This window comes from Fluviicola taffensis DSM 16823 (genome assembly GCF_943372375.1).
GTDB lineage: Bacteria > Bacteroidota > Bacteroidia > Flavobacteriales_D > Crocinitomicaceae > Fluviicola > Fluviicola taffensis_A.
In genome coordinates this window covers 305,643-329,538 of sequence record NZ_CALRYJ010000001.1, presented here as the reverse complement: position 1 = coordinate 329,538, position 23,896 = coordinate 305,643, and the positions used below count along the sequence as shown (strand labels likewise).

22 protein-coding genes are annotated in these 23,896 nt (G+C 39.6%); 11 read left to right on the top strand and 11 right to left on the bottom strand.

Annotated elements, in window-relative coordinates; translation table 11 throughout:
- Positions 1-7: 7 nt before the first annotated feature.
- From AAG807_RS01355 to AAG807_RS01310, 10 genes are all read right to left on the bottom strand, one after another.
- The gene (locus AAG807_RS01355) at positions 8-1,258 is read right to left on the bottom strand and encodes a hypothetical protein (protein WP_341900101.1); all 1,251 of its coding nucleotides are present in this window, start codon (positions 1,256-1,258) and stop codon (positions 8-10) included.
- Positions 1,259-1,460: 202 nt separating this feature from the next.
- On the bottom strand, positions 1,461-1,790 hold the full coding sequence (locus AAG807_RS01350; RefSeq protein WP_341900099.1) for a LytTR family DNA-binding domain-containing protein: 330 nt from the start codon (positions 1,788-1,790) through the stop codon (positions 1,461-1,463).
- A 405-nt stretch (positions 1,791-2,195) separates the two neighbouring features.
- On the bottom strand, positions 2,196-2,660 hold the full coding sequence (locus AAG807_RS01345) for a DUF2589 domain-containing protein (protein WP_341900097.1): 465 nt from the start codon (positions 2,658-2,660) through the stop codon (positions 2,196-2,198).
- A 208-nt stretch (positions 2,661-2,868) separates the two neighbouring features.
- The gene (locus tag AAG807_RS01340) at positions 2,869-3,489 is read right to left on the bottom strand and encodes a DUF2589 domain-containing protein (RefSeq protein ID WP_341900095.1); all 621 of its coding nucleotides are present in this window, start codon (positions 3,487-3,489) and stop codon (positions 2,869-2,871) included.
- 77 nt (positions 3,490-3,566) lie between these two features.
- On the bottom strand, positions 3,567-4,235 hold the full coding sequence (locus AAG807_RS01335) for a DUF2589 domain-containing protein (protein ID WP_341900094.1): 669 nt from the start codon (positions 4,233-4,235) through the stop codon (positions 3,567-3,569).
- A 204-nt stretch (positions 4,236-4,439) separates the two neighbouring features.
- Positions 4,440-5,132, bottom strand: a complete 693-nt coding sequence (locus AAG807_RS01330) for a response regulator transcription factor (RefSeq protein ID WP_341900092.1) — start codon at positions 5,130-5,132, stop codon at positions 4,440-4,442.
- Between the two features lie 279 nt (positions 5,133-5,411).
- Positions 5,412-6,101, bottom strand: coding sequence for a hypothetical protein (locus AAG807_RS01325; protein ID WP_341900090.1), 690 nt, complete (start codon positions 6,099-6,101; stop codon positions 5,412-5,414).
- 318 nt (positions 6,102-6,419) lie between these two features.
- Positions 6,420-6,749, bottom strand: a complete 330-nt coding sequence (locus AAG807_RS01320; protein ID WP_341900088.1) for a LytTR family DNA-binding domain-containing protein — start codon at positions 6,747-6,749, stop codon at positions 6,420-6,422.
- Positions 6,750-6,814: 65 nt separating this feature from the next.
- On the bottom strand, positions 6,815-7,414 hold the full coding sequence (locus AAG807_RS01315) for a response regulator transcription factor (RefSeq protein ID WP_341900086.1): 600 nt from the start codon (positions 7,412-7,414) through the stop codon (positions 6,815-6,817).
- 67 nt (positions 7,415-7,481) lie between these two features.
- Positions 7,482-7,892: a hypothetical protein gene (locus tag AAG807_RS01310; RefSeq protein WP_341900085.1), complete on the bottom strand. Its 411-nt coding sequence runs from the start codon at positions 7,890-7,892 to the stop codon at positions 7,482-7,484.
- Between the two features lie 409 nt (positions 7,893-8,301).
- On the opposite strand from AAG807_RS01310, the gene AAG807_RS01305 reads away from it, so the two are divergent.
- From AAG807_RS01305 to AAG807_RS01285, 5 genes are all read left to right on the top strand, one after another.
- Positions 8,302-9,021, top strand: a complete 720-nt coding sequence (locus tag AAG807_RS01305; protein WP_341900084.1) for a hypothetical protein — start codon at positions 8,302-8,304, stop codon at positions 9,019-9,021.
- A gap of 4 nt (positions 9,022-9,025) precedes the next feature.
- Positions 9,026-9,682 carry a hypothetical protein gene (locus AAG807_RS01300; protein ID WP_341900083.1) on the top strand — a complete coding sequence of 219 codons (657 nt, stop codon included), beginning with the start codon at positions 9,026-9,028 and terminating at the stop codon, positions 9,680-9,682.
- A gap of 119 nt (positions 9,683-9,801) precedes the next feature.
- Positions 9,802-10,452, top strand: a complete 651-nt coding sequence (locus tag AAG807_RS01295; RefSeq protein ID WP_341900082.1) for a histidine kinase — start codon at positions 9,802-9,804, stop codon at positions 10,450-10,452.
- The gene (locus AAG807_RS01290) at positions 10,449-11,111 is read left to right on the top strand and encodes a response regulator transcription factor (protein WP_341900080.1); all 663 of its coding nucleotides are present in this window, start codon (positions 10,449-10,451) and stop codon (positions 11,109-11,111) included. Before AAG807_RS01295 ends, AAG807_RS01290 begins: the two co-directional genes overlap by 4 nt.
- Before the next feature lie 239 nt (positions 11,112-11,350).
- The gene (locus tag AAG807_RS01285; RefSeq protein WP_341900078.1) at positions 11,351-11,779 is read left to right on the top strand and encodes a hypothetical protein; all 429 of its coding nucleotides are present in this window, start codon (positions 11,351-11,353) and stop codon (positions 11,777-11,779) included.
- 653 nt (positions 11,780-12,432) lie between these two features.
- Here the strand turns inward: AAG807_RS01285 and AAG807_RS01280 are convergent.
- Positions 12,433-12,672, bottom strand: a complete 240-nt coding sequence (locus AAG807_RS01280) for a hypothetical protein (protein WP_341900076.1) — start codon at positions 12,670-12,672, stop codon at positions 12,433-12,435.
- Positions 12,673-13,048: 376 nt separating this feature from the next.
- Here AAG807_RS01280 and AAG807_RS01275 point away from each other — a divergent pair, with 376 nt between their 5' ends.
- The 6 genes from AAG807_RS01275 to AAG807_RS01250 are packed head-to-tail and all read left to right on the top strand — an operon-like array spanning position 13,049 to position 23,890.
- Positions 13,049-15,100 (top strand): hypothetical protein, encoded by a 2,052-nt coding sequence (locus AAG807_RS01275; protein WP_341900074.1) that lies wholly within the window; start codon positions 13,049-13,051, stop codon positions 15,098-15,100.
- Positions 15,097-15,840 carry a hypothetical protein gene (locus AAG807_RS01270; RefSeq protein ID WP_341900073.1) on the top strand — a complete coding sequence of 248 codons (744 nt, stop codon included), beginning with the start codon at positions 15,097-15,099 and terminating at the stop codon, positions 15,838-15,840. Before AAG807_RS01275 ends, AAG807_RS01270 begins: the two co-directional genes overlap by 4 nt.
- A complete protein-coding gene (locus AAG807_RS01265) occupies positions 15,840-16,451 on the top strand; it encodes a hypothetical protein (RefSeq protein WP_341900070.1) in 612 nt (203 codons plus the stop codon). Before AAG807_RS01270 ends, AAG807_RS01265 begins: the two co-directional genes overlap by 1 nt.
- A complete protein-coding gene (locus AAG807_RS01260; RefSeq protein ID WP_341900069.1) occupies positions 16,444-22,143 on the top strand; it encodes a hypothetical protein in 5,700 nt (1,899 codons plus the stop codon). Before AAG807_RS01265 ends, AAG807_RS01260 begins: the two co-directional genes overlap by 8 nt.
- A gap of 15 nt (positions 22,144-22,158) precedes the next feature.
- The gene (locus AAG807_RS01255; RefSeq protein WP_341900068.1) at positions 22,159-23,145 is read left to right on the top strand and encodes a hypothetical protein; all 987 of its coding nucleotides are present in this window, start codon (positions 22,159-22,161) and stop codon (positions 23,143-23,145) included.
- Positions 23,132-23,890 carry a hypothetical protein gene (locus tag AAG807_RS01250; RefSeq protein ID WP_341900066.1) on the top strand — a complete coding sequence of 253 codons (759 nt, stop codon included), beginning with the start codon at positions 23,132-23,134 and terminating at the stop codon, positions 23,888-23,890. Before AAG807_RS01255 ends, AAG807_RS01250 begins: the two co-directional genes overlap by 14 nt.
- The last annotated feature ends 6 nt before the right edge of the window (positions 23,891-23,896 follow it).

Here is a 23,896-nt window from a genome sequence, read left to right as displayed (position 1 = left end):
TCAAATCCTACCATTGATAGGTAAAGAAGAGTCGACCATCGAAAATGCCATTGCGACTATCGGGTGATAAGGTGGTTTGGGCGTATGCCAACTTGAGTGCAGTTGATAGATGTGGGCTGATCGTGCATGAGTAAATCAGGTCTATCTCATCTGTGTAACCATCCGGAATCAAATGATAGGTGCGGAAATAAAGCGAGTACAGGCGGTGAGCAATGCGTTGCTTTTTCACAGACTTCAGTGCGATAGATGCATCTACAAAAAACGATTTGCTTCCAGTCGTGGCTCCAAGATCAATTTCATAAAGTGGTTCTTTGACCATAAGATTATTTGCCTCAAACGGTGTAACAATACGGCCATCCGGAACTTGCGGAGTTACAAAAAAAGATCCCGCACCTATAACCATTGGTCCTAAACCGACCTTTGCCCCTAACTGAATCAGGTTCACAAAAATCTGGAGAGAACCTGCAGTATCGCTCGAAGGAAAAGCCTGATTGACCCAACGTGTGGCAATTGTAATGTCGGTGTGGTCTTTGTGGTACAATTGCCAATCCAAATTTACCCCAACCGTGTTCATGGTTTTGTGTGCATAGACTTCATAAATTTCTGCATCAATGGTATCCTTTGCCAGCGAAAATTGCTTTTTGAAATTCAAAAATTGCATGCCCGGAACTTCGTAATCCAGATTCAGAAATTGGCTCGCTCTTTTAAACGGGGCGTTAGGTCGCCACATACTGAACCGATGCACGTGACCCAAGGTTATTTCCGCATTTTTCCGTGTTTTGAGTGAGATTTGAAGAGCTTCATAACTCTGATCTTTCTGGCGGATATTGTAGGTGGGGAAATAGGGCGATTTGAGATCAATTCGACCCAATTTTACTTCGATATGATTCGCTTGGAATTGATGCGAATAACGCAACGAAATCTTATTCAACATGTTTATTTCATCGTTTCCCAACGTCTGCTGCGCATCGCAATCGCAATTACCCATTTCCAAAAAGGGCTTGGCAAAGACGTATTGTGCATCGATTTGGAAACCCTTGCCTAAGCGAGCATTGTAGTTGAGCGTTGTGGCAATCGAGTTAGACCATTCGGTATAGTCTGTCTTCGATGGAAAATCGGATGTGCCTGAGTGAACTCGGCCCATGGACAAAAAATTTACTTTTATACCCAAACTCTGCCATTTTAGGTCGGTTTCACGTTGCGCCTGTGCGGCACTCAGCATGAATAGGGGTAGTACGATACGTAGAAATGTTTTCATAATTATAAAGTTTATTTTGTGAAATGGAATGATGGATCAACTCAATCATTTTTCCATGTTGGACAAATGTCTGTGTATTTGACACTGTGTTTTTCATACTGGACATCAGTGTGATAATGAAGGGAATAAGCGTAGGAAAAAAGCGCTTGAAGGATTGTGCCACCGGTCAGGGATTTGACAAAATTCTTAAGTCAAACGCAGGTTATTTGATAAAGCTGCAATGCTCCTGCAAGGTCTGCACGAAGGAATCACCCACGGGAATTCTCTTTAAGCCCAGCTTGACATGCGCGAATCCGGATTCTACTTCTGTTATCTTATCCAGTCGGATGATGTAAGAACTATGCACCCGAATAAATTCACTGTTCGGAAGTAAAATCTGCATGGCAGTAAGACTGAATTTTGATTCAAACAACTGATGAGTCGTTTGAACAGCAACGTAATTTTTCTTTGATTTGGACTTTGTGATCCAAAGAATCTCCTCAAAAATTAATGGCGACCACTCGCCTTGCGATTTTACGAATATGCGTTTCATAGTGTAAGGTCTTTTCACGTTTCGATTTGAATTCAAAAAAGGTGGCCCAAAAAACTTCTGCACATGAGAATTCATCAGGCCGCTTCATGCTATCTCGTTGCTACAATTCTTTGGCGGGATCTAGTGAAACCTAGCTTTTGCCCTTAAAATGCTACGGCGAATTTTATACATGCAGCTCTACATCAGCGAAATAGCCGATGCAACGAAGCACTGCAAAATATGGTTGATACTACCCGAAAATGAGGCAATGAATAGCTGTTTCCGGAGAATGTTACTTCCCGAAGTTGACCAAGTAAATAGCTGAACGAATACTTAAATTTTGGTCGCTCACCACAGGCTGACAGTTTAAAGCTGTTTGGATGATGCCGAATGAAAGGAAATGTGTCTTGCCAGGAAGGAAGGGTATTAACCTGGAATCTGAGCCCTCAACTGCTTTTCAAAGCCCTCGATGAGCTTGTTGAGTCCTTCTGTATTTTCTTGTGGTCGGATGTCGATTTCGAGAGTTGCAAAAGTAGACTTCTTTTTGCCTCTTGACAAAAAACCCTCTCGGTTCGAATTGGTGAAACTTACCATTAAGTCGTTGTTCTCTAAAGCAATTTCAAGTTCAGTGGTGAATTTTAAACCTTCAATTCGTGCCGAAGATATAGGAACTACCGTGATCAATGGAACTTCTACCAACCGCTTTTCAATTGTACCGCCATCTGCCACAATCGGGTATTCTATGACGATTATTTTGGCTTGATATTTTCCCGTTTCACCGTCTTTGTTAAAGAAGTTGTCGATCACTTGATCGTGCGAATTCACAAGTGTTGCATTCGCAATTTCGGCAGCATTGTTGATCGCTTCTACTAGTTTTTTTAATTGAATCATCGCTTATTTTTTGAGAGTGTTTTGTTTTAGTTTTTCCAGTTTATCTATGGATTCTTCCACGAGATCAACGCTTTCGCTTGCGAGTGAAACTACAGCACCACACACCGCGCATCCGAATTTCCCCCCCTGGATAAGTGCCTGTACCTCAAATATTATCGGGTTCTGGCAGACAGGACATGGGATCCTTTGATCATTTGTCATCATCATCTTACTGATTTTTAGTTGGAATTGATTTTTGTTCTACACTAGACGCACTGATGTTTTTTGTGTACAACTCAAGCAAGGTGGTAAACCCGATGGTCAATGGAATCGTTCCGGCGTTCATCTCAACAGACAATTTCGAAGAATTTGTTCGCTGATATTGACTGTTTTCTTTGGAACTGGAGTCGTAACTGACGATTCCCTTCATCTCCAAATTTTTATCATTGCCTTTGGAATTTTTATCGCTTGTCTTGGAGGTGTTGAGTTGTGAAACTATTTCCATTTCAAACTTGACATTTACATCCGTTACGCACAGTGAACTAAATGGTATGATGGTCAATAACGGCACTTCAAAAGTAGATGTTATCTGTTCCATTTTCGGAGGTACACTTTTGTCTGTTTCCTCAACCAAATTGTTGCGGGTCATGGTGAGTGTGATCATTTTTGGACGGTATTTCACTTTACCAGTTCCCTTTTCTGTGTCCGCATAAAAACAAGATTTGAGCAAGAAATCTGTTTGCTTCGTTGCCATGGCTGCGTTTGCATTCGCCGCAGCGATGAACGGAGCCGCAAGAAGTTGATTGATGTTGATTCCCTGAGTTACGGCGTCGTTACTTTCATTTTTCATTTTGCTAATTTCGTTTTAAGGATGAGTAGAAGAATGAGGCTCAACGGCTGTCAAGCCCCATTCTTCATGCTTGTTGCTTACGATTGACTGCCATCATTGCCACCTGATTTAGCAGGCAACTGAATTGGTTCGATAGACTTAGCGAAGGCTTCGATAATCGTGTTCACACCTTTTGGAAGTGGTAACTGAGCCGCATGCACTTCTACGGTGTACTTGGCCGAGTTACTTTTCTCATAGTGTGAATTCATCGATTTCTTATCTTCACTGGAATAGCTTGCAGATCCCTTGATTGTTGCCGAGAACGGCCCATAACCGATCTTCGCTTCGAAGCTGCCTTCCCCTGCAGATTTCTTTGTAGATTCCTCCGTGTGCTCTTCTCCATAACTCGATTTCACCTCCATTTCAAATGTGATTTTCACGTCATCCACGGCTAAAGAGTTTAATGGAACAATCGTTAACAAAGGCAGGTTGAACTGTGTGGTTACCGATTGAATTGACGCTACACCATTTTCATCCGCAGGAGGGGTGATAACCCCACGCTCCAGGCTCATTTTGATCATGATCGGCTCATAATCGTTTGCTTCTTTATCGCCGACCTTTTTAAAGCATGTATCCAGCATGAACTTGGTTTGCGTCAACGCCATCGCTGCATTCGCCTTTGCTGCTGCGTTTAATGGTCCTCCAATTAAGGAATCCATTGGTAGCCCTGAAAACTGTTGGGCCATTGATACTAATTCTTGTGACATAATTATTGTTTTAATTTATGGCAGGTCATGCAGACTCTACCAGAATTTATCGATTTTCCTACTCTCTGTGGTTTTCGGAATCCCCATTTGTTCAAGGTTCTGTTTGAAGCTTCATGAATAATTGAACACTTCAAAGTAAATGCATTGATTTCTTGGGAAATAGCGTTAAAACACGTCATTTTTTTTTCCCGTATTTGTACGGTATCAGTAGTATTTAAGGTCAGGAGTAAAGAAGTCGTTCGAAATAGCGTAGACCACAAGACCCGCCACATTTTTTGCCCCGGTTTTCGCACACAAACGTTGCCGATGACCCTCAATCGTTCTTGGGCTTAGAAACAGTTTTTCGGCAATTTCTTCATTGGTATGTTCCTGACAAATCAACTGTAAGATTTCGATTTCACGCTTAGAAACCTTTTCTGCAGATTTGAAATACATCGACTTTGCACTGCCCTTCAGAAATGCACGTAGCATTTCATTATTCTCGGATGTGTAATGACTCCCCTCCTTCTTCACACCCAAAATGGTTGTTTTCAGATCATCTAACGAGGCATCTTTTGATACAAATGCAGCCGCTCCGGTTTTAACTGCATGTGTAAGCAGCACTTTATTGTAAAAAGAGGAAAGTACAATAACGGGAATGGAGGGAAATTGCCGCAATATCGTTCGCATAAGATCGAAGCCATCCATCGATTCTAATTGAATTTCCATCAGGATAATTTCAGGGAGATTTTCACTGCGTGTGCTGGCTAAAATTTCGAGAAATTCCGGGGCGTTATGTGCAACTATTACCGGATCAAACAACGAGGAATGTGAAAAAACAAGCGTCATTCCCTCGATGAAAAGAAGTTCTTCATCAATGTGCGCGATACGAATTATCTGATTACTGGTATCCTTCATTTAGTGAATTTTAAGCGTCCCAATAGGGAATCTGTGTCAAGAATTTCAAAAAAAATAGCGCGTGTCGAGCGTGATGAGAGAGGTCGCATGGCATAAACGACCTCTCTCATTTATTAAGTGTGGTATGTACGATACGCGTGCCCATCGCTAGATATGATCTGTCGAATGTGACATCATTTGAAGAGAACCATTATCCCTTAATAAGTGTGAATCTAAACGCTAATTTTTGCAGTAACGTATCTTCGAATAATGATCGCTCGCATGGACGGCTTATGGTGTTTACAAACCCTTTTGTCCACCTTTTATGAAATCGTACAAATCGTCCACACGACTCTTTGCTTTGCCTAATCCTCCTGTCGGATCCTTGTCAATTTCCGCTTTAGACTTTCCCCAACCCGCATTGGCGTGGTAAGCTGCACCGACTGCACTTGCAGTATTTGCTGCTTCATTCATGCTTGTCATTCCATATTCAGATAAGCGGGCCTTTGAGGAAGTAAGATTGTCCTTAAAATAACCAATCAATACGTCAGTTGCCACTTCCAGTTCATTCAATTTATCGGGAAATTGGACAATATCGACATCGGTATGTTTTTTAGCCGCCACATAGTTTCCTTTGAACGTAAGTTGGTTCATTCCGCGCCCACGGTACTTGTAGCCTTCGTCGGCTGCATTTCCAAAACGTCCGCCGTAGATCAAATCGAAAAATGCTTTGGGATCACTCTTCGTTTTTGTGAGCGCCTCTTCCGACAGCGACGACACCCGACTTCCGAAAATCTTCCGAATCCGTTCGTTCGATGTGGATTGATAGCCTGTTTCTCCCTTCGGAACGAAAGCACTTTCTTTTGACACCACTGCCAGAATTCCAGCCTGTATAAAGGTGTTCGTGATTCCTTTGGTGCTCATTACCTGCACCATAAAGTTGATGTTCTTTTTTTGCTCAGCACTTAAGCTGTTGATGTATGTATTCATATGATTTGATTTTAAACTTGTTTTTAGATTTTTTCGTGATCCTATTTTCGTGTCCTACCCATTACGCCTTGCGTAAACCTTCTCCTAAAAATTCCCTTCATGAAAGTCACTTTTTATTACTTGGTTTATGCCGCCTCGCTGATCCATTAATGGAAACACCCTGAAGGATAGTTAAAACCCGCATTTTTGCCTAGTAAAGCTCTATATGTTGCGCATTTCTTCTAGCGACGAATACGAATCTATGGAAGTAATGACATGCTGCAAAGCAATGATGATACTACCCTGAATAGAGGTGATCAATGGTGCGTATTGGGTGACTCAATTGATAAAATCACACTGTTTTAGCAGGTCCGAAACGAACGATTCTCCTACTGGAATCCATTTTTCTCCGAGTTTCACATGGGCAAAACCAGAACCGATTTTCGTGATTTTATCCAGTCGGATGATATAGGAATTATGTACCCGGATAAACTGATTTTCAGGAAGAATGGTTGCGATCGCATTTAAACTCAATTTCGATTCAAATACTTCTTTTCCTGAATGAACAGAGATATAATTTTTCCTCGTGCTGGATTTTGTAATCCAACAGATTTCTTCAAAAAACAGAGGTAGCCATTCCCCTTCCGATTTAACGAATACGAATCTCATCAGTGAAAGTGTTTTGTGAAATTGTGGATCTTATCTGGTAATCAAACCAAGCAGTGTTTCAAGGCCTATTTGACCAACCCAGCAACGTTTTTTGAACCGGTCTTTTCCAATAGATTTTTCCGGTAACCTTCTACCGTTTTTGGACTTAAGAAGAGTTCTTCCGCTATTTGAAGCGTTGTTTTTTCATCGCAAATCAAACGAAGAACGTCTATTTCGCGTTGATTTAATGAATCGCGACTATCTGGGTTCCAACCAGGTTTTGACGATTGACTGCTGGTGATTTTGCCCAGTAAGGCCTTGCTAGTTCGCGGATTGAAAAACATTCCCTCTTTTTTTACCGTGCGGATTGCGTCAATTACCTCATCCGGGGGACTTTCTTTAAGCAAGTATCCATTTGCTCCAATTTCCATCATATGTACAATAAATGAATCGTGTTGATGCATCGTAAGAACTAACACCTTAATTTCAGGGAAATGTTTGCGCAGATGTTCAAGTGTTTCTTTGCCGTCCATTATCGGCATCTCAATATCCAATTGTACGTCTTTTACCTGTACATTCTCATAGTTCACCACTTGGTAATCTGCCGACAAATAACCGATCTGATTTGTTCCCAGAAATAATTGGAAGTAGCGGGTGAAGGAATTCGGATCTTGTTTTTTAAACATGGCTAAATAAATTAAATTGTTTGTAATAATAATTAGGAGGCTACACCGCAGTAAATGATATAATTCACTACGTAATAGGGCTGCATGTTATTGTGGGGCTGATTTCCGCCAAAGTACCCGGATAACAATCAAACCGCCCGCCTCCTTCTTCTGTGCACCGACTCAAAGTTTGATTTAATCCTCCGAAGCTATGTGAATGACTTGGAATCTCGTCTTCAATTAGCGTGTGCTGTTCTTCTCCACCTGTATTGAAAAGTGTGTAAATGTTTCCTGAATTGGCTTGTCCGGCACCAATTAAAGTACACCCACTCAAATTGGGCAACGTGACTTCGTTATTAACAGGCATGATATAGTTTGCAATGGGGAGCTTAGCCTTTACTTGTTGTCCATTGCAAAGGTACCAGCCTTCAGTCAAATTATTTGCAGTTAAGATGCTGGCAATGATCGTTCCCACCGGAACAGTTGTTGAAATTGACATAATTGTAGATATTATCCCTACTCATCAGGCTTTTCGGTTCCGCCTCTTGTGATTGTACTGCACAGGAACAGTTCGTTTTTTTAAGTGGGTTCTGCTCCACTTTTAGAAATCAATTGGAGACACTGTAAGTTGAATAATGGTTAAGCACCGTTAGCTTTTGTCTATATCAATGATTTACTGTGACAAAGTTGAACTATCCAACGACCGGCTTCAAGCCCAATAGTCCGGGTTTTTCAATAGGAATGAGCATGAATTAGTATGAGGGTATTCCCTGAAAGTAACAGGAATGGAAGGTGCTTTTCTTGTGGTATTGATTTTCAATCAATATTTTTGGTTTTTAGTGGTTTTAGCCTGGGAAAGATGTTTCTTTTTGAGTTAGATTTGGAAGTACTAATTTTAAACTATCCTCATGAAAACACTATTTACAGTACTGACAATGTCTGTTTTTTCGTTCAGTCTACCCGCACAGAAAACTTCGCCTAACCAAACAGACGCAGATAATTGTTCACTCACCAAAAGACAAGTCTTGAGACAAGCTGTTCAACTATGGAAAGGCACTTATGAAATACTCCGCTGTGATGGCTTTATTGATGAAGAATCCAAATATGACAATCATTCGTTTAAGAAGACAGATTTAGATTCGTTACGGAGGTATACAGGAAATTATAGTGCTTCAGGTGAAATAATTTTTCGTTATTACATGGAAGAAAATGTAAGAATACCCAGAATAGCAATTGGAGATGGGGGCGACACCAACGTTTATTTAACAGTCAATGAGTCTGGGCAAGGAACATTTCAAACACTCAAAGAGCTAAGCCCTAAATTCGGTGCGTGGAAATCTTACCTTGACACAAATAAGGATTTGCTAGTAAACATTGTAGAATACAGATATTGCTGGAAGTTCTTAGATATCCCTCAAAATGGGGCTCTCGAAATAATACATGTTGCTTATACAGTTTCTCCTGATAACATAAGATATGACGTCCCTCAAAATGAGTATGAAGGATACATAGCCTTTGATCTTCTCTTTAATTGCAAAGACAACCCAAGGCTAGATAATTTATTAACACCTCTGCAATTAATAGACTTCGCCGTGCCTTGCCCAAAAAACTGTCCACCTTCAAAATAAGTAAATGCGTATGCTCGTCTACTTCATGTATATTGTCACTTTTCTCCTCCTTATTCCAATTTCGGTTGGGATAAGGAGGTTTTCCAGACTGGAAGTGGAAACAAAATGGCTGCTGTATATGCTTGTTCCCGTAGCCGTCAATCAGTTTTTCTCTATCTGGTGGTCGAATTATGTGATGCCAAACAATCTTCCTTTTTACTACTTGTATATCCTGCTGGAAGTATTCTATTTGGTAAAGATTTACAGCCTTTCATTGAAAAGCAAGCCTTTTCGATTGCTAATATGGTCGGGTGTGATTCTTTTTTTTGCTTTTTTTATTTTCCGGTTTGCCGGTCATTGGGATCGAATTTGGGTGTATTCAACAGAAATAAGAGCCTTGGAAGCAGTTATTGTAATCATTTTATCATCTTGCTATTTCCACAACGAATACCGGAAAGAGAAGATCATTAACTTCCTCCAAACGCCCGGATTTTGGATTCATGGAGGTTTAATTCTTTATTTTTCCTGCAACCTGCTCCTTTTCGCTTTCAGTGATCTAGTATTTGCTCAAAATGAAGACATCTTCCAATCGATTTGGTTCATCCATGGAATTGTAACCATTTTATTATATCTTGCTTTCACAATTGCGTTTTTATGCATTGGGAAGGAAACCAAATTCTGATACTATTCATTACCAGCACAGCACTAATACTGTTGCTTATTATTCTTGCCTTTGCGTTCATTGCTTCCTATCAAAAAAAAGTCGTTTTACAAAAGTTGCGCATTCAGGGGGATGAAAACATGTTACAACTAAAACTCCTCCAGGCATCAGTTTATTCTCAGGAATTGGAACGCAAACGTATCGCTGCAGATTTGCACGATGAAATAGGTTCTTTACTCTCCAGTTTGGGGTCTAATATGAATTATCTCAAGACAATTGATTCCATTCCAAAAGAAGAAAAGGCTTTTATCGAACAAGCTGTAAAACTAATCGATAACGGTCTTAGCAATGTGCGCCGGATCAGTTATGACTTACTTCCGCCCACATTGGTCAAATTCGGACTTTACGAGGCTTTGCAGGAATTGATCGGCGAAGTGAATCATCTTTCGCATATCAGGATTTTCGCAAACTTTGAACCTTTAAAGAATAACTCTTTTCCAGATCATATCGGCCTTGCGGTTTTCCGAGTGTTCAAAGAACTAATTGCTAATTCTCTGAAAGAAGAAATGGTAAGCGAAATCTTTATTCAGTGTCATCTTACGCATGAACTTACTTTTGAATATTCTGATAATGGTAATGGATTCAGTGATACACAGCAAACACAAGGGTTGGGGATTTTCACCATGCGGAGTAGAATTCAATCGGTTTATGGAACAATTCAATTTTCTACGGCTACAGATAATTTTTTTGCCGCCATAATCAAAATACCACTAAACACAAAAAAAACATGACAAATCCTGAAATTATCAAAGTTGCAGTTGTAGACGATCATGCACTGGTTCGTCACGGAATTAAACTATTTCTGAAACAATTTGAAGATGTAGATGTGATCATGGAAGCCCAACATGGTCAGGATTTTTTGGATCAATTAAATACGATTAAAGTCGACTTAGTATTGCTCGATCTCGAAATGCCGGTAATGGACGGAAAGGTAGTTTTAAAGTATTTAAAATCGCACTATCCCGAAATTTTGGTTCTCGCCTTAACAATGCACCAACATGATTCATTTATTTCCCATATGATGGAACTGGGAGCAAATGGATACTTGCTTAAAGAAAGTCCCCCGGAAGATGTGATTCACGCCATTCGAACAGTATCCAAAGAAGGTATTTTTTTCAACAAACTGACAAGCAGAGCTCTTCTTGGTCGGGTAATGGCTGAAGCTAATTCAAAGGGAGCTAGTCAACATTTCACAATAAATTCCTTAAAACAACGAGAACTTGATATACTAAAACTCATTGTTGCTGAGAAGACAACCGAACAAATTGCAGAAGAATTGTTTTTAAGTCCCAAAACGATCGAGGGTTACCGAAAAAGTCTTTATGAAAAAACAGGAGCTACTAATGTTGTCGGATTGGTTAAGTTCGCGATAAAACACCATTTAGTTTGAATGTATACATTTTCGGTTCAAGTCCAACAAGGTTATCACGCCCCTCCGAAACACCAGTAAAACCGTGTTTTTGGTTCGATCCGCGCCCAAAAGGGGGAGCAAAAAAGTTCAACAGAAATGTTGGACTTTTTTATTTATATGACCTACTACGTTTACATTTTATATTCATTCAGCATCATGTTAATTATTCTTCGGAAATGATTATCCACACTCTTTCCTTTTTACCTAAATTTAGTTTCATGAAAAATCGATTCTTGATAGCGACTGCAATTAGTTTATTTTGGCTAACAGCTTGTAGCGATCCCGGAACGCTTGGATCAGTTGGAGATACCGATTTAAATTGCCCGGCTATGGATGTAGAACAACGGGTTGATGTTTTATTAGAGATAAACCCTTTCAAAATTAAAGAGAAAGATACAAGTGCAGTAAACTGGTGGAAAGAAGGCGGCTATGACTTTTTGACATACCGATGTGTCAATATTCGAAAAAGACTTTATATGATAACAATCAATTCAGATAGTCCGGTTGAATCAAGTATTAGCATTCGCGCTTACTATGACCGAAACAAAAAAGACTGGATAGTTGCAAAGAAATTCACTGGTTCGGATAATTACCGCGCGGAAAAAGCAATGAAGTATTTATCCAATGAAATGAGTACTTGTCTTTAAACAAACAATGTTCTAGGTAGTTAATGTTCCGAGTTGCCCTTACTAAGAATCCAATGAGCCTCAGAAATGAAGGAAAAGCTTAAAATCATCTCCCTTTTATTACTAATTATCCATTTCATAGTTGCTTGGATATTATTGAATAGCGATTTCTTTTATCAACCATTAATTATCAATGATCTTGTTTATGCATGGCTGCCAGGGATTGTGATTTTGGCAAATGTGATCTATATGATCTTAAAAAAAGCCTATGCAGATTCGTTGAGCATGCTAATGATAGTGGTCTCCATTTTAACTGTTGGTATCTATTGGCATACATTGTCTTTGTTTGTTGGGCATAAATGAATTAACAGTTACAAAAAGAGCCATCATTCCTGACAGCTCTTCTTTATTGATAATCGTTTTTTTATCTATCTCCAGCTGCTCCAACAATCAAATCTTGATGAATGGTAAAAGAATAGGTTCCCGTGCGATCCCACATGGTTACCCAACCGCTTGATGATCCGCCGTTGCAAGCGCCGAAACGAAGAAAACACAGCGAAAGCTGACTGGTTGTTTGTGGATTGTGTTTGGGATAACAAGACAGGGTTATTACTGGGTGATCAAATAGTTTAATTTTACTGATAAACTTGTATCGGTTATTTAGAACTAGTTAGTTATTTCCCGATTCCATATTTTTCGATTGGAATATTGTAAAATGTTTGATGAACTGCTTCCCAAACTCCTTTTGGGGAGCTAGGTTTTTCATATGGAGCTTCTGTCATCTGCCCTCCCATAATCAGATTTCGATAATTGCCAACATAGGATGTAATCGATTTATCCTCGTAATTAGCAATTGCGATCGCAATTTGGTCAGATCTATCCAACGTGGTGTACGTACCAAAAAAAAAATTCATTTTCAATTTTTGACATGATGCGTTTACATTCTATACTCATTAGGTATTGATCGATACTATGTCGGCTATTCTTCTGATCCTTTTACTCGTTTAGAACAACAGTCGACTAATTCTCCTGAGAAAATATATTGGAAAAACGAAAGGTTGGAGTATTTGAAGTGTCTATTATAAGGACTACAATTCTATTTAATTGTTAAAAAATAGGGCTACACGTAATTTTTTTAAAACAGGTTTTTTGCTTAAATCCCAATAAATTCCTCAACTAAATTGCGAATTATTTTAGTTGAATCAATTTTAGTCAATTTGGCAGCCTCCATTTTAACATTTTATTTTGATGAAATAATTACATTTGCTAAGATTTGTTAAATCACCTGAATTGAAGGTAACAACCATTATATTATTCATTGTAATCAGTCCTTTATTGTTTGCTCAAGAAATTGACTCAATAAAAACTCCGTTTTTCACTTTGGGAAGGACAGATATTGACTTGGGTGCAAATGCAGGTGTTCAATCAAATTTTTTAGACAAAAGAGGGAGAATGAATCATTTTGTGGAAGTTTCTTCTTCTTTCATGTTTAAGAATATCCCACTTACTTTTCAAGGAAGGCTTTCAGACGAAAAATACATTTCCGGTAAACCCACTTATTTTAGATTGAGTTATGATGCCCTTGCGAAATACCGCATGCGAAAAGCGGAATTGGAGCATGAAATCGGCATGATAAATACCGATATTGGTGGAATCAATCAGGATATTTATGCTTTGGAAGGGAAGATCAGCTATTTGGATTTCCTATTGGAACAGTACAAACTGCTGAAAGGCAAAAACAAACCTCAGATTCCAACCGGAACGTTGGAAAAACCGGAACTTCCTAATGGAAAGCTTCCCGATATCAGCGGAAAGATTCCGGATACCCAAATCCCGGACTTAAAAGCTCCGGAGACGAACAAGATTGATTTTGATCGATTGAATCTGGATTCCATCACCCAGAAAATTTCTACTTATCAAGGAACTTTGGATAAATGGAACGGAAAGATCGATAGTCTCCAAAGCCTGAAAGATTTAAAGTTGAATGACCTCAATGCACTAAACCTGAAAAAGCCCAACGGTTTTTTGGATGGTATCAAACGCATTGATTTGGGATTAACTTCTCTTTCAGGAGGTAAAATGTCGAACAGCAGTGTGCCTATTCAAGGTGTTCGATTCAAGGGAACTTACCGCAAATACTTTTACGATGCCGCTGCCGGATTAACCGTCCCAAATAGATTGTTTTCGAATTCTGTGGTGGATCAATACCTGAACAATTCGCAGAACATATTCAACATGAACCAGTTTTTTACGGTGAATACGGCACGTTTTGTAAGCTCCATCATTATCGGTTATGGAGATGAGGAACGCAATTCGGTTTCTGTGGAGAATTATTATAATGGAAGGGATCTGCAAAGCATCCTGCATAAGAAGAGACAAGTTACAAATAATACCTCCAATGTCAGTTTCACGCTTTCTCCATTGAAATCGGGTAGATTATTCATTAGTGGAAGCATGGGGCAAACGATTCCGATTGGAGATTCTGTTTCAAGAAATTATTCCTCTCAGTTGGCATATACAACCAAGGTTAAATACCGCTTAAACCGGATGCATACCCAAATTTATGGGCAGGTGAAACGAATTGGGGTCAATTACGATGGGTTTTCCCAAGGTCTGTATAACTCGGGATTCCTGCATCATGAATACGGTTTTCAAAGTAAATTATTTAAACACTTGACAATTGCCGGTAAATATGTCGGAGATCGCTATGATGCGGGCTCAAATGGAAAAGGGCTGATCACCAATGGTGTTCATATTGATGTACAAGAAACAATCATTAAGAACTTGTTGCTTTTTGCCGGTTACTCGCTGATCAATGCACGTGGAAATGATTCGATTACTTATGGGAATAATTCCTTGTATCGTGGAGGATTCGTTTACCAAAAGAGATTTGATAAGACCAAATTCACCTTGTCCGGCAACAGTACTTATTCACGGGTAAACGGATTGGACTCTGCTATTCAAATGACGAATGTGATCCTGAAATCTGAGATTGCTCATAAATACCTGTTTTACGGTGTGACTGCCAATTATCAGGATTTTAAGGGAATGTCCAAAATTTACGGAACGAACCTCATTATTTCCCCTGAACTGGGAGCAAAATACAAAGGCATTCAATTTTCATCTGCTTTCAACTACTTGAGAAGTCAGCAATTTTCCAATCAATATGGTTTCTCATTCACCTTGAGTGCTTCACCCGGAAAACATTTTACCTGGTATATGACGGCAAGAAGATGGTTGCCGACAGATGCATTAAACTTCATAACGCCTGATGTTGATTATCCTATAAGACCTTGGTTCTGGGAGTTGCGATTAAAAATTCACTTAAATGTTCTAAAATGAGATTAGCTTATTATCTATTGCCAATCATACTGTTCAGCTTTTCGAATCTCTTTGCACAGCAAAGTGCTTTTCCTGTCACGCTTTCAAATCCGATGGATTTCGATACGATTATCGAGACGGAACCGAATTTCATCTGGCAGACCAACATTACGGCGCTCCAAACAGATCCGCGTTATTCGCAGCGATATGTATTATGTGAATTGCAGGAAAACCAATTGAAGGGTGATGCGATTGCAGTGAATACTCCCATTTTGGTTTTGGATGATTATCAAAACACGATGCATTCGTATTCATCGAGTGCGACTCCCTTGGAAGAAGGGCATACCTACGTTTGGCAGGTTTCAATTTTGTTTAACAGTTTAATAGTTGATCAGTCGGAACCCTATCAATTCACAATTCTGAAACCAAAGGATCCGCTACCCAATTTTTATCCGGTAGCATTTAAGAATGATGGACAAATGCTTTCGATTGTCAACGAGAAGATCGGCTTGTTGACCGATGAAACCGGAAACCTGAATTTGAAAGTCAATATTTCTACAGGAGGAAAGATCGTCAAATCGGTTTATTTGAATGAATTGTTGAATGGGGAAGAGAAAGCAGATCAGGTAAGCGAGTATAAAGGCACCAAACGCTTTTATATACTGAATCTGAAAGATTTGGATCTGGAAAAAGGAGTGTATAAAGTATCCTGGAATTTGAAAACCAAAAGACAGTACACATTTAATTTTACAATTAGCTGATGAATTACCTATTGACCATTATATCACTGTCACTTTTTATCTCCGGTTCCTTTTCCCAAAAGGGGAGTAAGTTAACGCCGGATTCCTATGTGAAGTGGTGCTCCTCTCCGGACTTTTTGTGGAAGAACAAGGATACGATGGGTGGAATTATGTATTCCGTCAGATTTATTCCGAAACAATACGATATCGCCAAATGTGCCCTGAATCATTGTGAGAAAAAAGAAGTTCTGATGGATGATTTGAAGACAATCGGAGGCTCTTATGGATTTATGTTGGAGTTAAGTTGTGAGCAGTTTTCCAAGGATATTTTTTCCTTTCCAAGTAAAACCGGGATGAATACAAATGATAGAAAGTTATATCTGAATAATTATATCAAAGGTGATTTAGTTGGAATTTCATCTTCTAATGATACCATCAAATGTACTTCTGCTATTTATGAGGCCAGCATGCCAACGCGAGTGAGAGTACTTTTTGATTTGGAGGCGACCAATAAACCGATAACGAAGATTGTTTTCAGAGATCGAATGATCAACAACCGATTTATAGAATTTAGTATACCTGAATTAACGCATAAACAAATACCGACCTTGAATCTTAAGAAATATGAATAAGAAGCAAACATCGCAAGGAACCAGAAGTATTTCCTGGTTTTTATTAATCCTTTTTACCTGGTCTACTTTTCAACCGACTTTCAGTTATGCAGGCGGACCTACACAACCGGAAGCAAGTGCTTTTACACCAGTTGGTGTTTCTGACATGGTGGATCCGTTTACCGGAGACTTTTCCTACAACATTCCATTGATGGATATTGAGGGGTATCCGCTTAACATCGCCTACAACTCGGGGGCGTCTATGGATCAGGAAGCTTCCTGGGTAGGATTGGGTTGGAACCTGAATGCTGGTGCAATCACACGGAACCTGCGCGGTTTACCGGATGATTTCAGTGGAGATGAGGTAGAAAAGACCTTGAATACGAAACCAAACTTCAATATCAATATTGATGCAGGAATAACTGCAGAGGTTGCTGGATTCAGCATTCCTTCAGGTGGAAGTGGTGGTTTGAGCGTTGGAGTAGGGCTAGGATATAATAATTATCGTGGTTACAATTCTTCTATCAGTATCGGTCCTTCTTTTGACTTTGGTAAATTCCTGGGGGGCAATCTAACCGCTGGGTTTTCCTTATCGGGAAGCAGTGAGAACGGTGCTTCTTTTTCACCGAACGTGAGTTTGAGTTACAAAGAGAAAGTCGATGACAATACAAATGTGAAGAGAACTGGTACGATTGGTACGGCATTTAATTCTAGAGCCGGATTACAGCAGTTGACTTATGGCTTCAGCGCTGCCAAATCAGTTACAAAGGATGTAACATGGTTGTCTCTCCAAAAGGATAGTAAAACAGGATTGTTCTCTTTTGTTCAAAAGACAAGTAAAGTGAAGGACTACGATCATTCCGCGGGGATTGGAGGAGCATATAATGTCGGATTGGCAGAATATTTACCGACACCTCAGCATAAGAAATTCGGAGCTTCAGTTAGTTTCAAGATGAATATTTCCGGTTCAATTTTTTTATTGGATGGACAAGGGAATGTGGGAGTTTCAGTATCCCGCTCATGGATTTCTGATGACAATAAGATCATGAAAGTTCCTTCTTATGGTTATATGTTCTCGGAAGTTGGTCAGACATCTACCGAAAATCAATTGGATTTTAACCGGGACAACGACCAGGCATTTTCGAAATACAGTGTGAACCTTCCATCGGCTTTTCAAACATATGATTTGTTTTTTGTAAAAGCTCAGGGTACAACAGGAAGTTTTAGAGCTATTCGTAATGATGTGGGGTATGTTTATGATCCATTCAGCAGCGCATCTGATGTGGGTGCCGATGTGGGGATGGAATTGGGATTTGGTAACCTGACAGATATCGGAGTAGATATCGAAATTCCAATCACAACGAACACAAATGGACCATGGACTAATAATAACTCTGCCACTTCCGGGTTGGCTTTCAAAGGGTCCGGGTTGGGTAAAATTGTTCCTGCCTACGCAATGGTAGAGGCAAGTGAAAGTTCTGTTTTACGCGATGACCTGATGACCAGTCAATTTAACGGAACAGAACCGGAGAGATTATTATTAGCCGGAAATGCATTGATGCCGAAATTGAAAAACACACTTGTTCAGTCAGCAGGAAATAAGGATATCGCCAAAAATCAAAAAACAGTTCGGGATTATTCAAACAACCAACTGTATTTTTTGAGTCGGGGAGAAGTTGAAGCAGGGTTGGGGGTTATCCCATACAATGCAACGAATCTTTACTCGGGAGCCAAACCTTACCATATCGGAGAAATCACCCAATTGGGAACGGATGGAAGACGCTATGTATTCGCTCTACCTGCATACAATCAGTTTCAGGAGGACGTTACTTTTGCTGCCGGTAGTGATATCCGTGGAGATGGAGAAATCAACTATCTGAATGATCAGAGTGGTTTATTGAACGGAATTACTGCAAATGATGATTCAATAGCTAATACGCGAGGGATTGATCATTATTATAGTGCGACAAAAACACCTGCATATGCTCACTCCTATATGCTTTCAGCTGTGTTGAGCGATGATTATGTGGATTCGGATCCGACACCAGGACCTTCGCCGGATGATTTGGGTTCTTATGTCAAGTTTTCTTATAAATCAGTCAAAAACTTTACTTGGAGAAACCCAATACAAGGAAATACAGCTTATTACAATGAAGGAATGCGCTCGGATCCTACGGATGATAAGGGAAGTTTTGTTTACGGGAAAAAGGATTTGCATTACACAGAGAAAATTGAAACAAAGAATTATGTAGCAATTTTCAGCTTTGAACCCCGTCATGACGGAAGAAGTGCAAGTAGCAGAGACGGAAATATTAATCCGGCAGATGCGCAGAGTATGGTTTTATTGAAAAAGATTACTCTTTATTCGAAGCCGGATTACAATGCACACATTTCGGATTTGACTCAAGCAACTCCGATCAAGCAGGTTGTGTTCAATTACAATTATAGCCTTTGCAGAAATTATCCGGGGAATGATGAAAGTACTTCATCTGATGCGACTAAGGGAGGTAAATTGACTTTGACGGAAATTCAGTTTACTTATCAGAATTCACAGAAAATGAAATACCGTAGCTACAAGTTTTCCTACGGAAATGCCGGAACCCGATCTAATCCGAATTATCACATCAAAGGATCTGATCGCTGGGGAACTTACAAGGAACCTATTGTTGGAGGTGAAGATCTGATGGCCACACCATTGAACAATTCGGATTTCCCTTATGCTGAACAAGACCCTTCAAAAGCAAATGCAAATGCGATTGCCTGGAATCTGGTAAAGATCGAATTACCATCGGGAGGAGAAATCAATGTGACTTATGAATCGGATGATTACGGTTTTGTGCAGCATAAGAAGGCAACTCAAATGTTCCAGATAGTCGGGGTTTATTATGCAGATAATACGTATAGCACGATTATGAACGGAACGGACGCTGCGATGAAATCGTTGGTTTCCGGAAGTGATGAGAATGGGGGATTGTTATTCAATCTGACGAATCAAAGTGATGCGGCCTCTAAGTATGGGAAAGCAGGACAGCAGTTATATTTTAGGGTACTTTCCGAATTAAACCCGGGTGGTGGAACGTTTAAAGAAAAGACAGAGTACGTATCGGGTTACGGAGTTATTGAAAATATCAGCATTAAAAATATAGGAGGCGTGAACTACGGATTGATCCGATTAAAACCGGAAAAGTTGAAAGATTCTGATTTATCTGCTGAATATAGCCCAATCATTAAACAATCCATTTTGTTCGGTCGTGCTCAATTGTCGCGAACGATTAATAGCGAATTTCCTCAGAGTGATGAAGATGGGGGTGGCGAACAAGCTATTATGAATTTTGTGAATGCTACGATCAATATGGTCTCCAGTTTCCAGGAATTAGCAACCGGTCCGAACATGCCGATTTACAATCAGGGTAAAGGAAAACAGATTGTATTGAACAGATCCTGGATCCGTTTGGAGTCCCCGACAGGTAGTAAGTTTGGTGGTGGAAGCCGTGTCAAGGAGATCCGTATCAAAGATAATTGGGATGACATGGGAGGTGCTGCTGAAAGCGAGTACGGACAAACCTTCAAATACGTTTTGGAAGATGGAGTTACTTCCTCCGGAGTTGCATCCTATGAGCCGCAATTGGGTGGTGATGAAAATCCATGGCACACGGCTTACATTGTAAACAACGTGAAACGTTTGGCAATGGACGATAAGATGTACATTGATGATCCGATCATGGAATCCCAATTCCCTTCTCCGGTTGTAGGTTATTCGAGAGTGGTGATTGAAGATCTGAAGTATGCAAATGTAAAACGCACAGCTACCGGGAAAGTGATCAAAGAGTTCTATACAGCAAAAGACTTTCCAACGATCGTTAAGAGAACAAATGTAGACATGTTGACGGATCATAGTTTACTTCCATTACTTCCGAAATACCAGTATTTAACTGCTAATCAAGGATTCAGTATCGAACTGAATAACATGCATGGAAAAGAAAAGAAAGAAAGTGTATATGGAGAAGGGCAGAGTGCTCCACTTTCGGAAGTAACCTATTTTTATAAGAGTACCCCATTGAATTTGGATGGCGTCTTAAACCAACAATTATCCAATACGATTCAGGTTATCGATGAAAAAGGAGTAGTTTCCAATGCCACTGTAGGGGTGCGATACGATGCAGTAGCTGATTTCAGGGAAAGTGCTACAAAAACGATTGTTCCGAAAATTCATATCAATACGAACAGCTTTATCTTGGGGCTAATCTTCATTGCAATTCCGCCGGTATATCCTGGTTACGATCAAACGACGAACCGTTTCAGAAGTGCTACGATGAATAAAACCATTGAGCGATCAGCTATTTTGGAAAAAACGGTTGCGACTCAGGAAGGAAGTAGTGTGGAAACAAATAATCTGGCTTATGATGCTAACACGGGTGAAGCATTGCTAACTCAAACAACAACCAACTTCAATGACAAGGTGTATTCGTTGAATCATCCGGCGTATTGGAATTATCCTTCTTTCGGACAAGCTTCAAAAAATATTTCTTATGCATATAAAGCACCTGTTGTTACCAATAATGGCTTTGTGGCGATTCCTGCTCAATACAATTATTTTGCTGAAGGTGATGAAGTTTCAGTTACTATTGGAGCTATGGTTAAGAAAGGATGGGTTATTGATGTGAATACCTCAGGAATAAGAATCATTGACAAAACAGGAAATCCATTCACTGGTAATAACGCCGTCATTAAAGTAATCCGTTCCGGATATAGAAACAAACAAAGTACTTCTATGGCAAGTATGATTTCATTGAATAACCCGATCAATGGATTGAGTACAAATCAGTTTACAGGTGTGTTGAATGCCGGTGCAATTGAGTTCGGTCAGGATTGGAAAAGCTATTGTAACTGTTTTACAGGATCTAATATAACCAATCCATACATCATAGGAACAAAAGGAAATTGGAGACCGATTCGATCATATACTTATTTGACAGATCGTATTCAAACGGCTTATGATGGAAATACAAATATCCGAAAAGATGGTGTTTTCAAATCGTATGGACCATTTTACAAGTTAGAGAATGGAATATGGGAGAAAAATGGTCAAAATTGGACCTTTGTTTCTGAAGTAACGCAGTTTTCACCAAATGGAATGAGTCTCGAAACAAGAGATGCTCTTGGTCGCTATGCATCAAATCAATTTGGATTCAATAACACCCTGACAACAGCGGTAGCGGCAAATTCAAAAGCCCAACAAATGAGTGCTGGAAACTTTGAAGACTTGAGTTACTCGAATTGCATGGATCAAGGATTTTTCTCACAAGCAAAAATCAATGGAGGAAGTTTGGGAACAATTCCAGCTTCTTCGATTTCAACAACGCAATCACATACGGGTAAAACGAGTATCAAAGTAACGACTACAGCGCCTGTTTCGTTCCAGAATGTCGTGTCAACCTGCACCGTTTTACCGGATTGTAATTTGGCTTTAACCTGTGGGAAAAATTGCACGAGTGTTACCGTCTCAGGTGGGGTTGCTCCATACACCATGGAATATGAATCAATTGGTGGAGCAACTGTTGAACAAACAGGAGGCAACACATTTGTAACGTCCGTTTTGAGTGCTTCAACAAATAGCTTGCTTATTACTGTAACTGATTCAAAAGGTTGCAAGATCGGAATGAAGCTAACGGTTAATGGAACAAATGTGATATCAGAAATTATTCAGTTTTAATTGAATCGAACAGTTATGAAAATAGTATTAGTCCTAACAATAATTCTCAGCATTTTTAAAGTAAGTGCACAAGATTCTCTCACAAACTATTCTCCGAATAGGGCATATTCTTTATGTGATAGTCCGAACAAGCTAATGTTTGGTGCATCTACCGGGTTTGTATGTCAAGGTGGGTATACAAAAGTGTATTACATCATTAAACCCTTGTCGGACGTAACTTTGGGAACTACCAATCTGTTTAAATTCCGCGGATATGCAACAAGTGGTACAACAACACCCCTTTCAACATCTTATAAACTCTATGGAGCGTTCAATGCAAATGACGATTATGCCAGTTGGGTTGAGAATGGTATTGTTGGACCTGTTTTAATTGGAGGCGCCACCACTGCTCAGCAAAGTTTGGCTACGACTTTAATTGCGAACAAGCACTATCTATTGGAAGTGACAGTTCAGGGATGTTCAGGAAGAGTGGATTTTGAATTTACTAACTTTGATTTAAGTTGTCGCCAACAAATTGATTGTGAAAACTGTATCCCGAAATTTCAACCTGTTTCCGGAGACTATTTAGTTACTGCATGGGTGAAGGAAGAAAATGGAAACGACAAGATAACTTATACAAATTGCCAACTGAAAGTAACGACAAATAGTGTACTTACCAATATTCCGGTTGCTGGTCAGATTGTAGACGGTTGGCAGCGGATGGAAAAAGTCGTTACAACTGGTCCCACTGGGGATTTTAAAATTGACCTGATTGCACTTTCCCCATCCGTGAATTGTTATTTTGATGATATCCGTGTCATTCCCAATGATGGTTCAATGGTAAGTTATGTGTATGATCCGATAACATTACGTTTGGTTGCAGAACTCGACGAACGGAATTATGCAACCATATATGAGTATGATGAAGAAGGAAAACTCATTCGTGTAAAGAAGGAAACCGAGAAAGGTATTATGACTATCAAACAAACAACTGAAAACACCTCAGTTAATGGATCCTATTAAGATGATGAAAGATATTACGATACTTATTTGCTTGCTTCTTTCATTTTCCGGAATAAGTCAGGAACGGAAACCATTAGATGCAAAATCTTTTAATTCGGAGATGGCACTTTTGGGAAAAAAGATGAATGCAGAATTGATTTCCTGTAAATTCAAGAAAGAAGTGTTTAAGGACATCAAATCTTCCCAGTTGATCGAATCTTCGACGGGTGAAATAATTCGTGGAAGAGGGTTTGATTATAAGATGACAAATCCTGGAATGATCAGTTATCAAATGGATAATATCAATGTGATGGTGGATTCAACAGAACGAATGGTCTACTTAAGTAACATCGATTCATCTATGCGGCAAGTTGCCCAAATGCAGCAGATTCCGTTGGATGCATTAAAGCAATATAAATTGGAGAAAGTGATTTTTCCGGACTACTATATCTTAAGAGCTGAGCCTGAAAATATTTCGATTGGGGTCATGGAATTTTATGTATATATCAAATCGCAGGAATTATACAAGCTAAATATTTTTTATCCTCCGGGAAACTATTTTTCGGAATCTATGGAAGATGAAAGCATCGAGTCACCTTATTTATCGATCATATTTGAACCGATGCGAAAACTGAAAGAAACATCGGATCTCATTTCGCTAAAGAATATCTTGGAAAAGAATGCTTCCGGGGATTATGTTTTATCCGATTCCATGAACGGATTCCAATTGAAAGATACACGATACAAATACAAACCAACTAAATAATCGAGT

What these genes read in the sequence shown, in the direction of transcription:
- AAG807_RS01335 (WP_341900094.1), bottom strand. Translation starts at nt 4,235, where the DNA reads ATGTCACAAGAATTAGTATCAATGGCCCAACAGTTTTCAGGGCTACCA.
- AAG807_RS01280 (WP_341900076.1), bottom strand. Translation starts at nt 12,672, where the DNA reads ATGAATTTTTTTTTTGGTACGTACACCACGTTGGATAGATCTGACCAA.
- AAG807_RS01270 (WP_341900073.1), top strand. Translation starts at nt 15,097, where the DNA reads ATGAGATTAGCTTATTATCTATTGCCAATCATACTGTTCAGCTTTTCG.
- AAG807_RS01305 (WP_341900084.1), top strand. Translation starts at nt 8,302, where the DNA reads ATGAAAACACTATTTACAGTACTGACAATGTCTGTTTTTTCGTTCAGT.
- AAG807_RS01355 (WP_341900101.1), bottom strand. Translation starts at nt 1,258, where the DNA reads ATGAAAACATTTCTACGTATCGTACTACCCCTATTCATGCTGAGTGCC.
- AAG807_RS01300 (WP_341900083.1), top strand. Translation starts at nt 9,026, where the DNA reads ATGCGTATGCTCGTCTACTTCATGTATATTGTCACTTTTCTCCTCCTT.
- AAG807_RS01330 (WP_341900092.1), bottom strand. Translation starts at nt 5,132, where the DNA reads ATGAAGGATACCAGTAATCAGATAATTCGTATCGCGCACATTGATGAA.
- AAG807_RS01290 (WP_341900080.1), top strand. Translation starts at nt 10,449, where the DNA reads ATGACAAATCCTGAAATTATCAAAGTTGCAGTTGTAGACGATCATGCA.
- AAG807_RS01265 (WP_341900070.1), top strand. Translation starts at nt 15,840, where the DNA reads ATGAATTACCTATTGACCATTATATCACTGTCACTTTTTATCTCCGGT.
- AAG807_RS01295 (WP_341900082.1), top strand. Translation starts at nt 9,802, where the DNA reads ATGTTACAACTAAAACTCCTCCAGGCATCAGTTTATTCTCAGGAATTG.
- AAG807_RS01285 (WP_341900078.1), top strand. Translation starts at nt 11,351, where the DNA reads ATGAAAAATCGATTCTTGATAGCGACTGCAATTAGTTTATTTTGGCTA.
- AAG807_RS01255 (WP_341900068.1), top strand. Translation starts at nt 22,159, where the DNA reads ATGAAAATAGTATTAGTCCTAACAATAATTCTCAGCATTTTTAAAGTA.
- AAG807_RS01250 (WP_341900066.1), top strand. Translation starts at nt 23,132, where the DNA reads ATGGATCCTATTAAGATGATGAAAGATATTACGATACTTATTTGCTTG.
- AAG807_RS01315 (WP_341900086.1), bottom strand. Translation starts at nt 7,414, where the DNA reads ATGTTTAAAAAACAAGATCCGAATTCCTTCACCCGCTACTTCCAATTA.
- AAG807_RS01320 (WP_341900088.1), bottom strand. Translation starts at nt 6,749, where the DNA reads ATGAGATTCGTATTCGTTAAATCGGAAGGGGAATGGCTACCTCTGTTT.
- AAG807_RS01345 (WP_341900097.1), bottom strand. Translation starts at nt 2,660, where the DNA reads ATGATTCAATTAAAAAAACTAGTAGAAGCGATCAACAATGCTGCCGAA.
- AAG807_RS01350 (WP_341900099.1), bottom strand. Translation starts at nt 1,790, where the DNA reads ATGAAACGCATATTCGTAAAATCGCAAGGCGAGTGGTCGCCATTAATT.
- AAG807_RS01340 (WP_341900095.1), bottom strand. Translation starts at nt 3,489, where the DNA reads ATGAAAAATGAAAGTAACGACGCCGTAACTCAGGGAATCAACATCAAT.
- AAG807_RS01260 (WP_341900069.1), top strand. Translation starts at nt 16,444, where the DNA reads ATGAATAAGAAGCAAACATCGCAAGGAACCAGAAGTATTTCCTGGTTT.
- AAG807_RS01310 (WP_341900085.1), bottom strand. Translation starts at nt 7,892, where the DNA reads ATGTCAATTTCAACAACTGTTCCGGTGGGAACGATCATTGCCAGCATC.
- AAG807_RS01325 (WP_341900090.1), bottom strand. Translation starts at nt 6,101, where the DNA reads ATGAATACATACATCAACAGCTTAAGTGCTGAGCAAAAAAAGAACATC.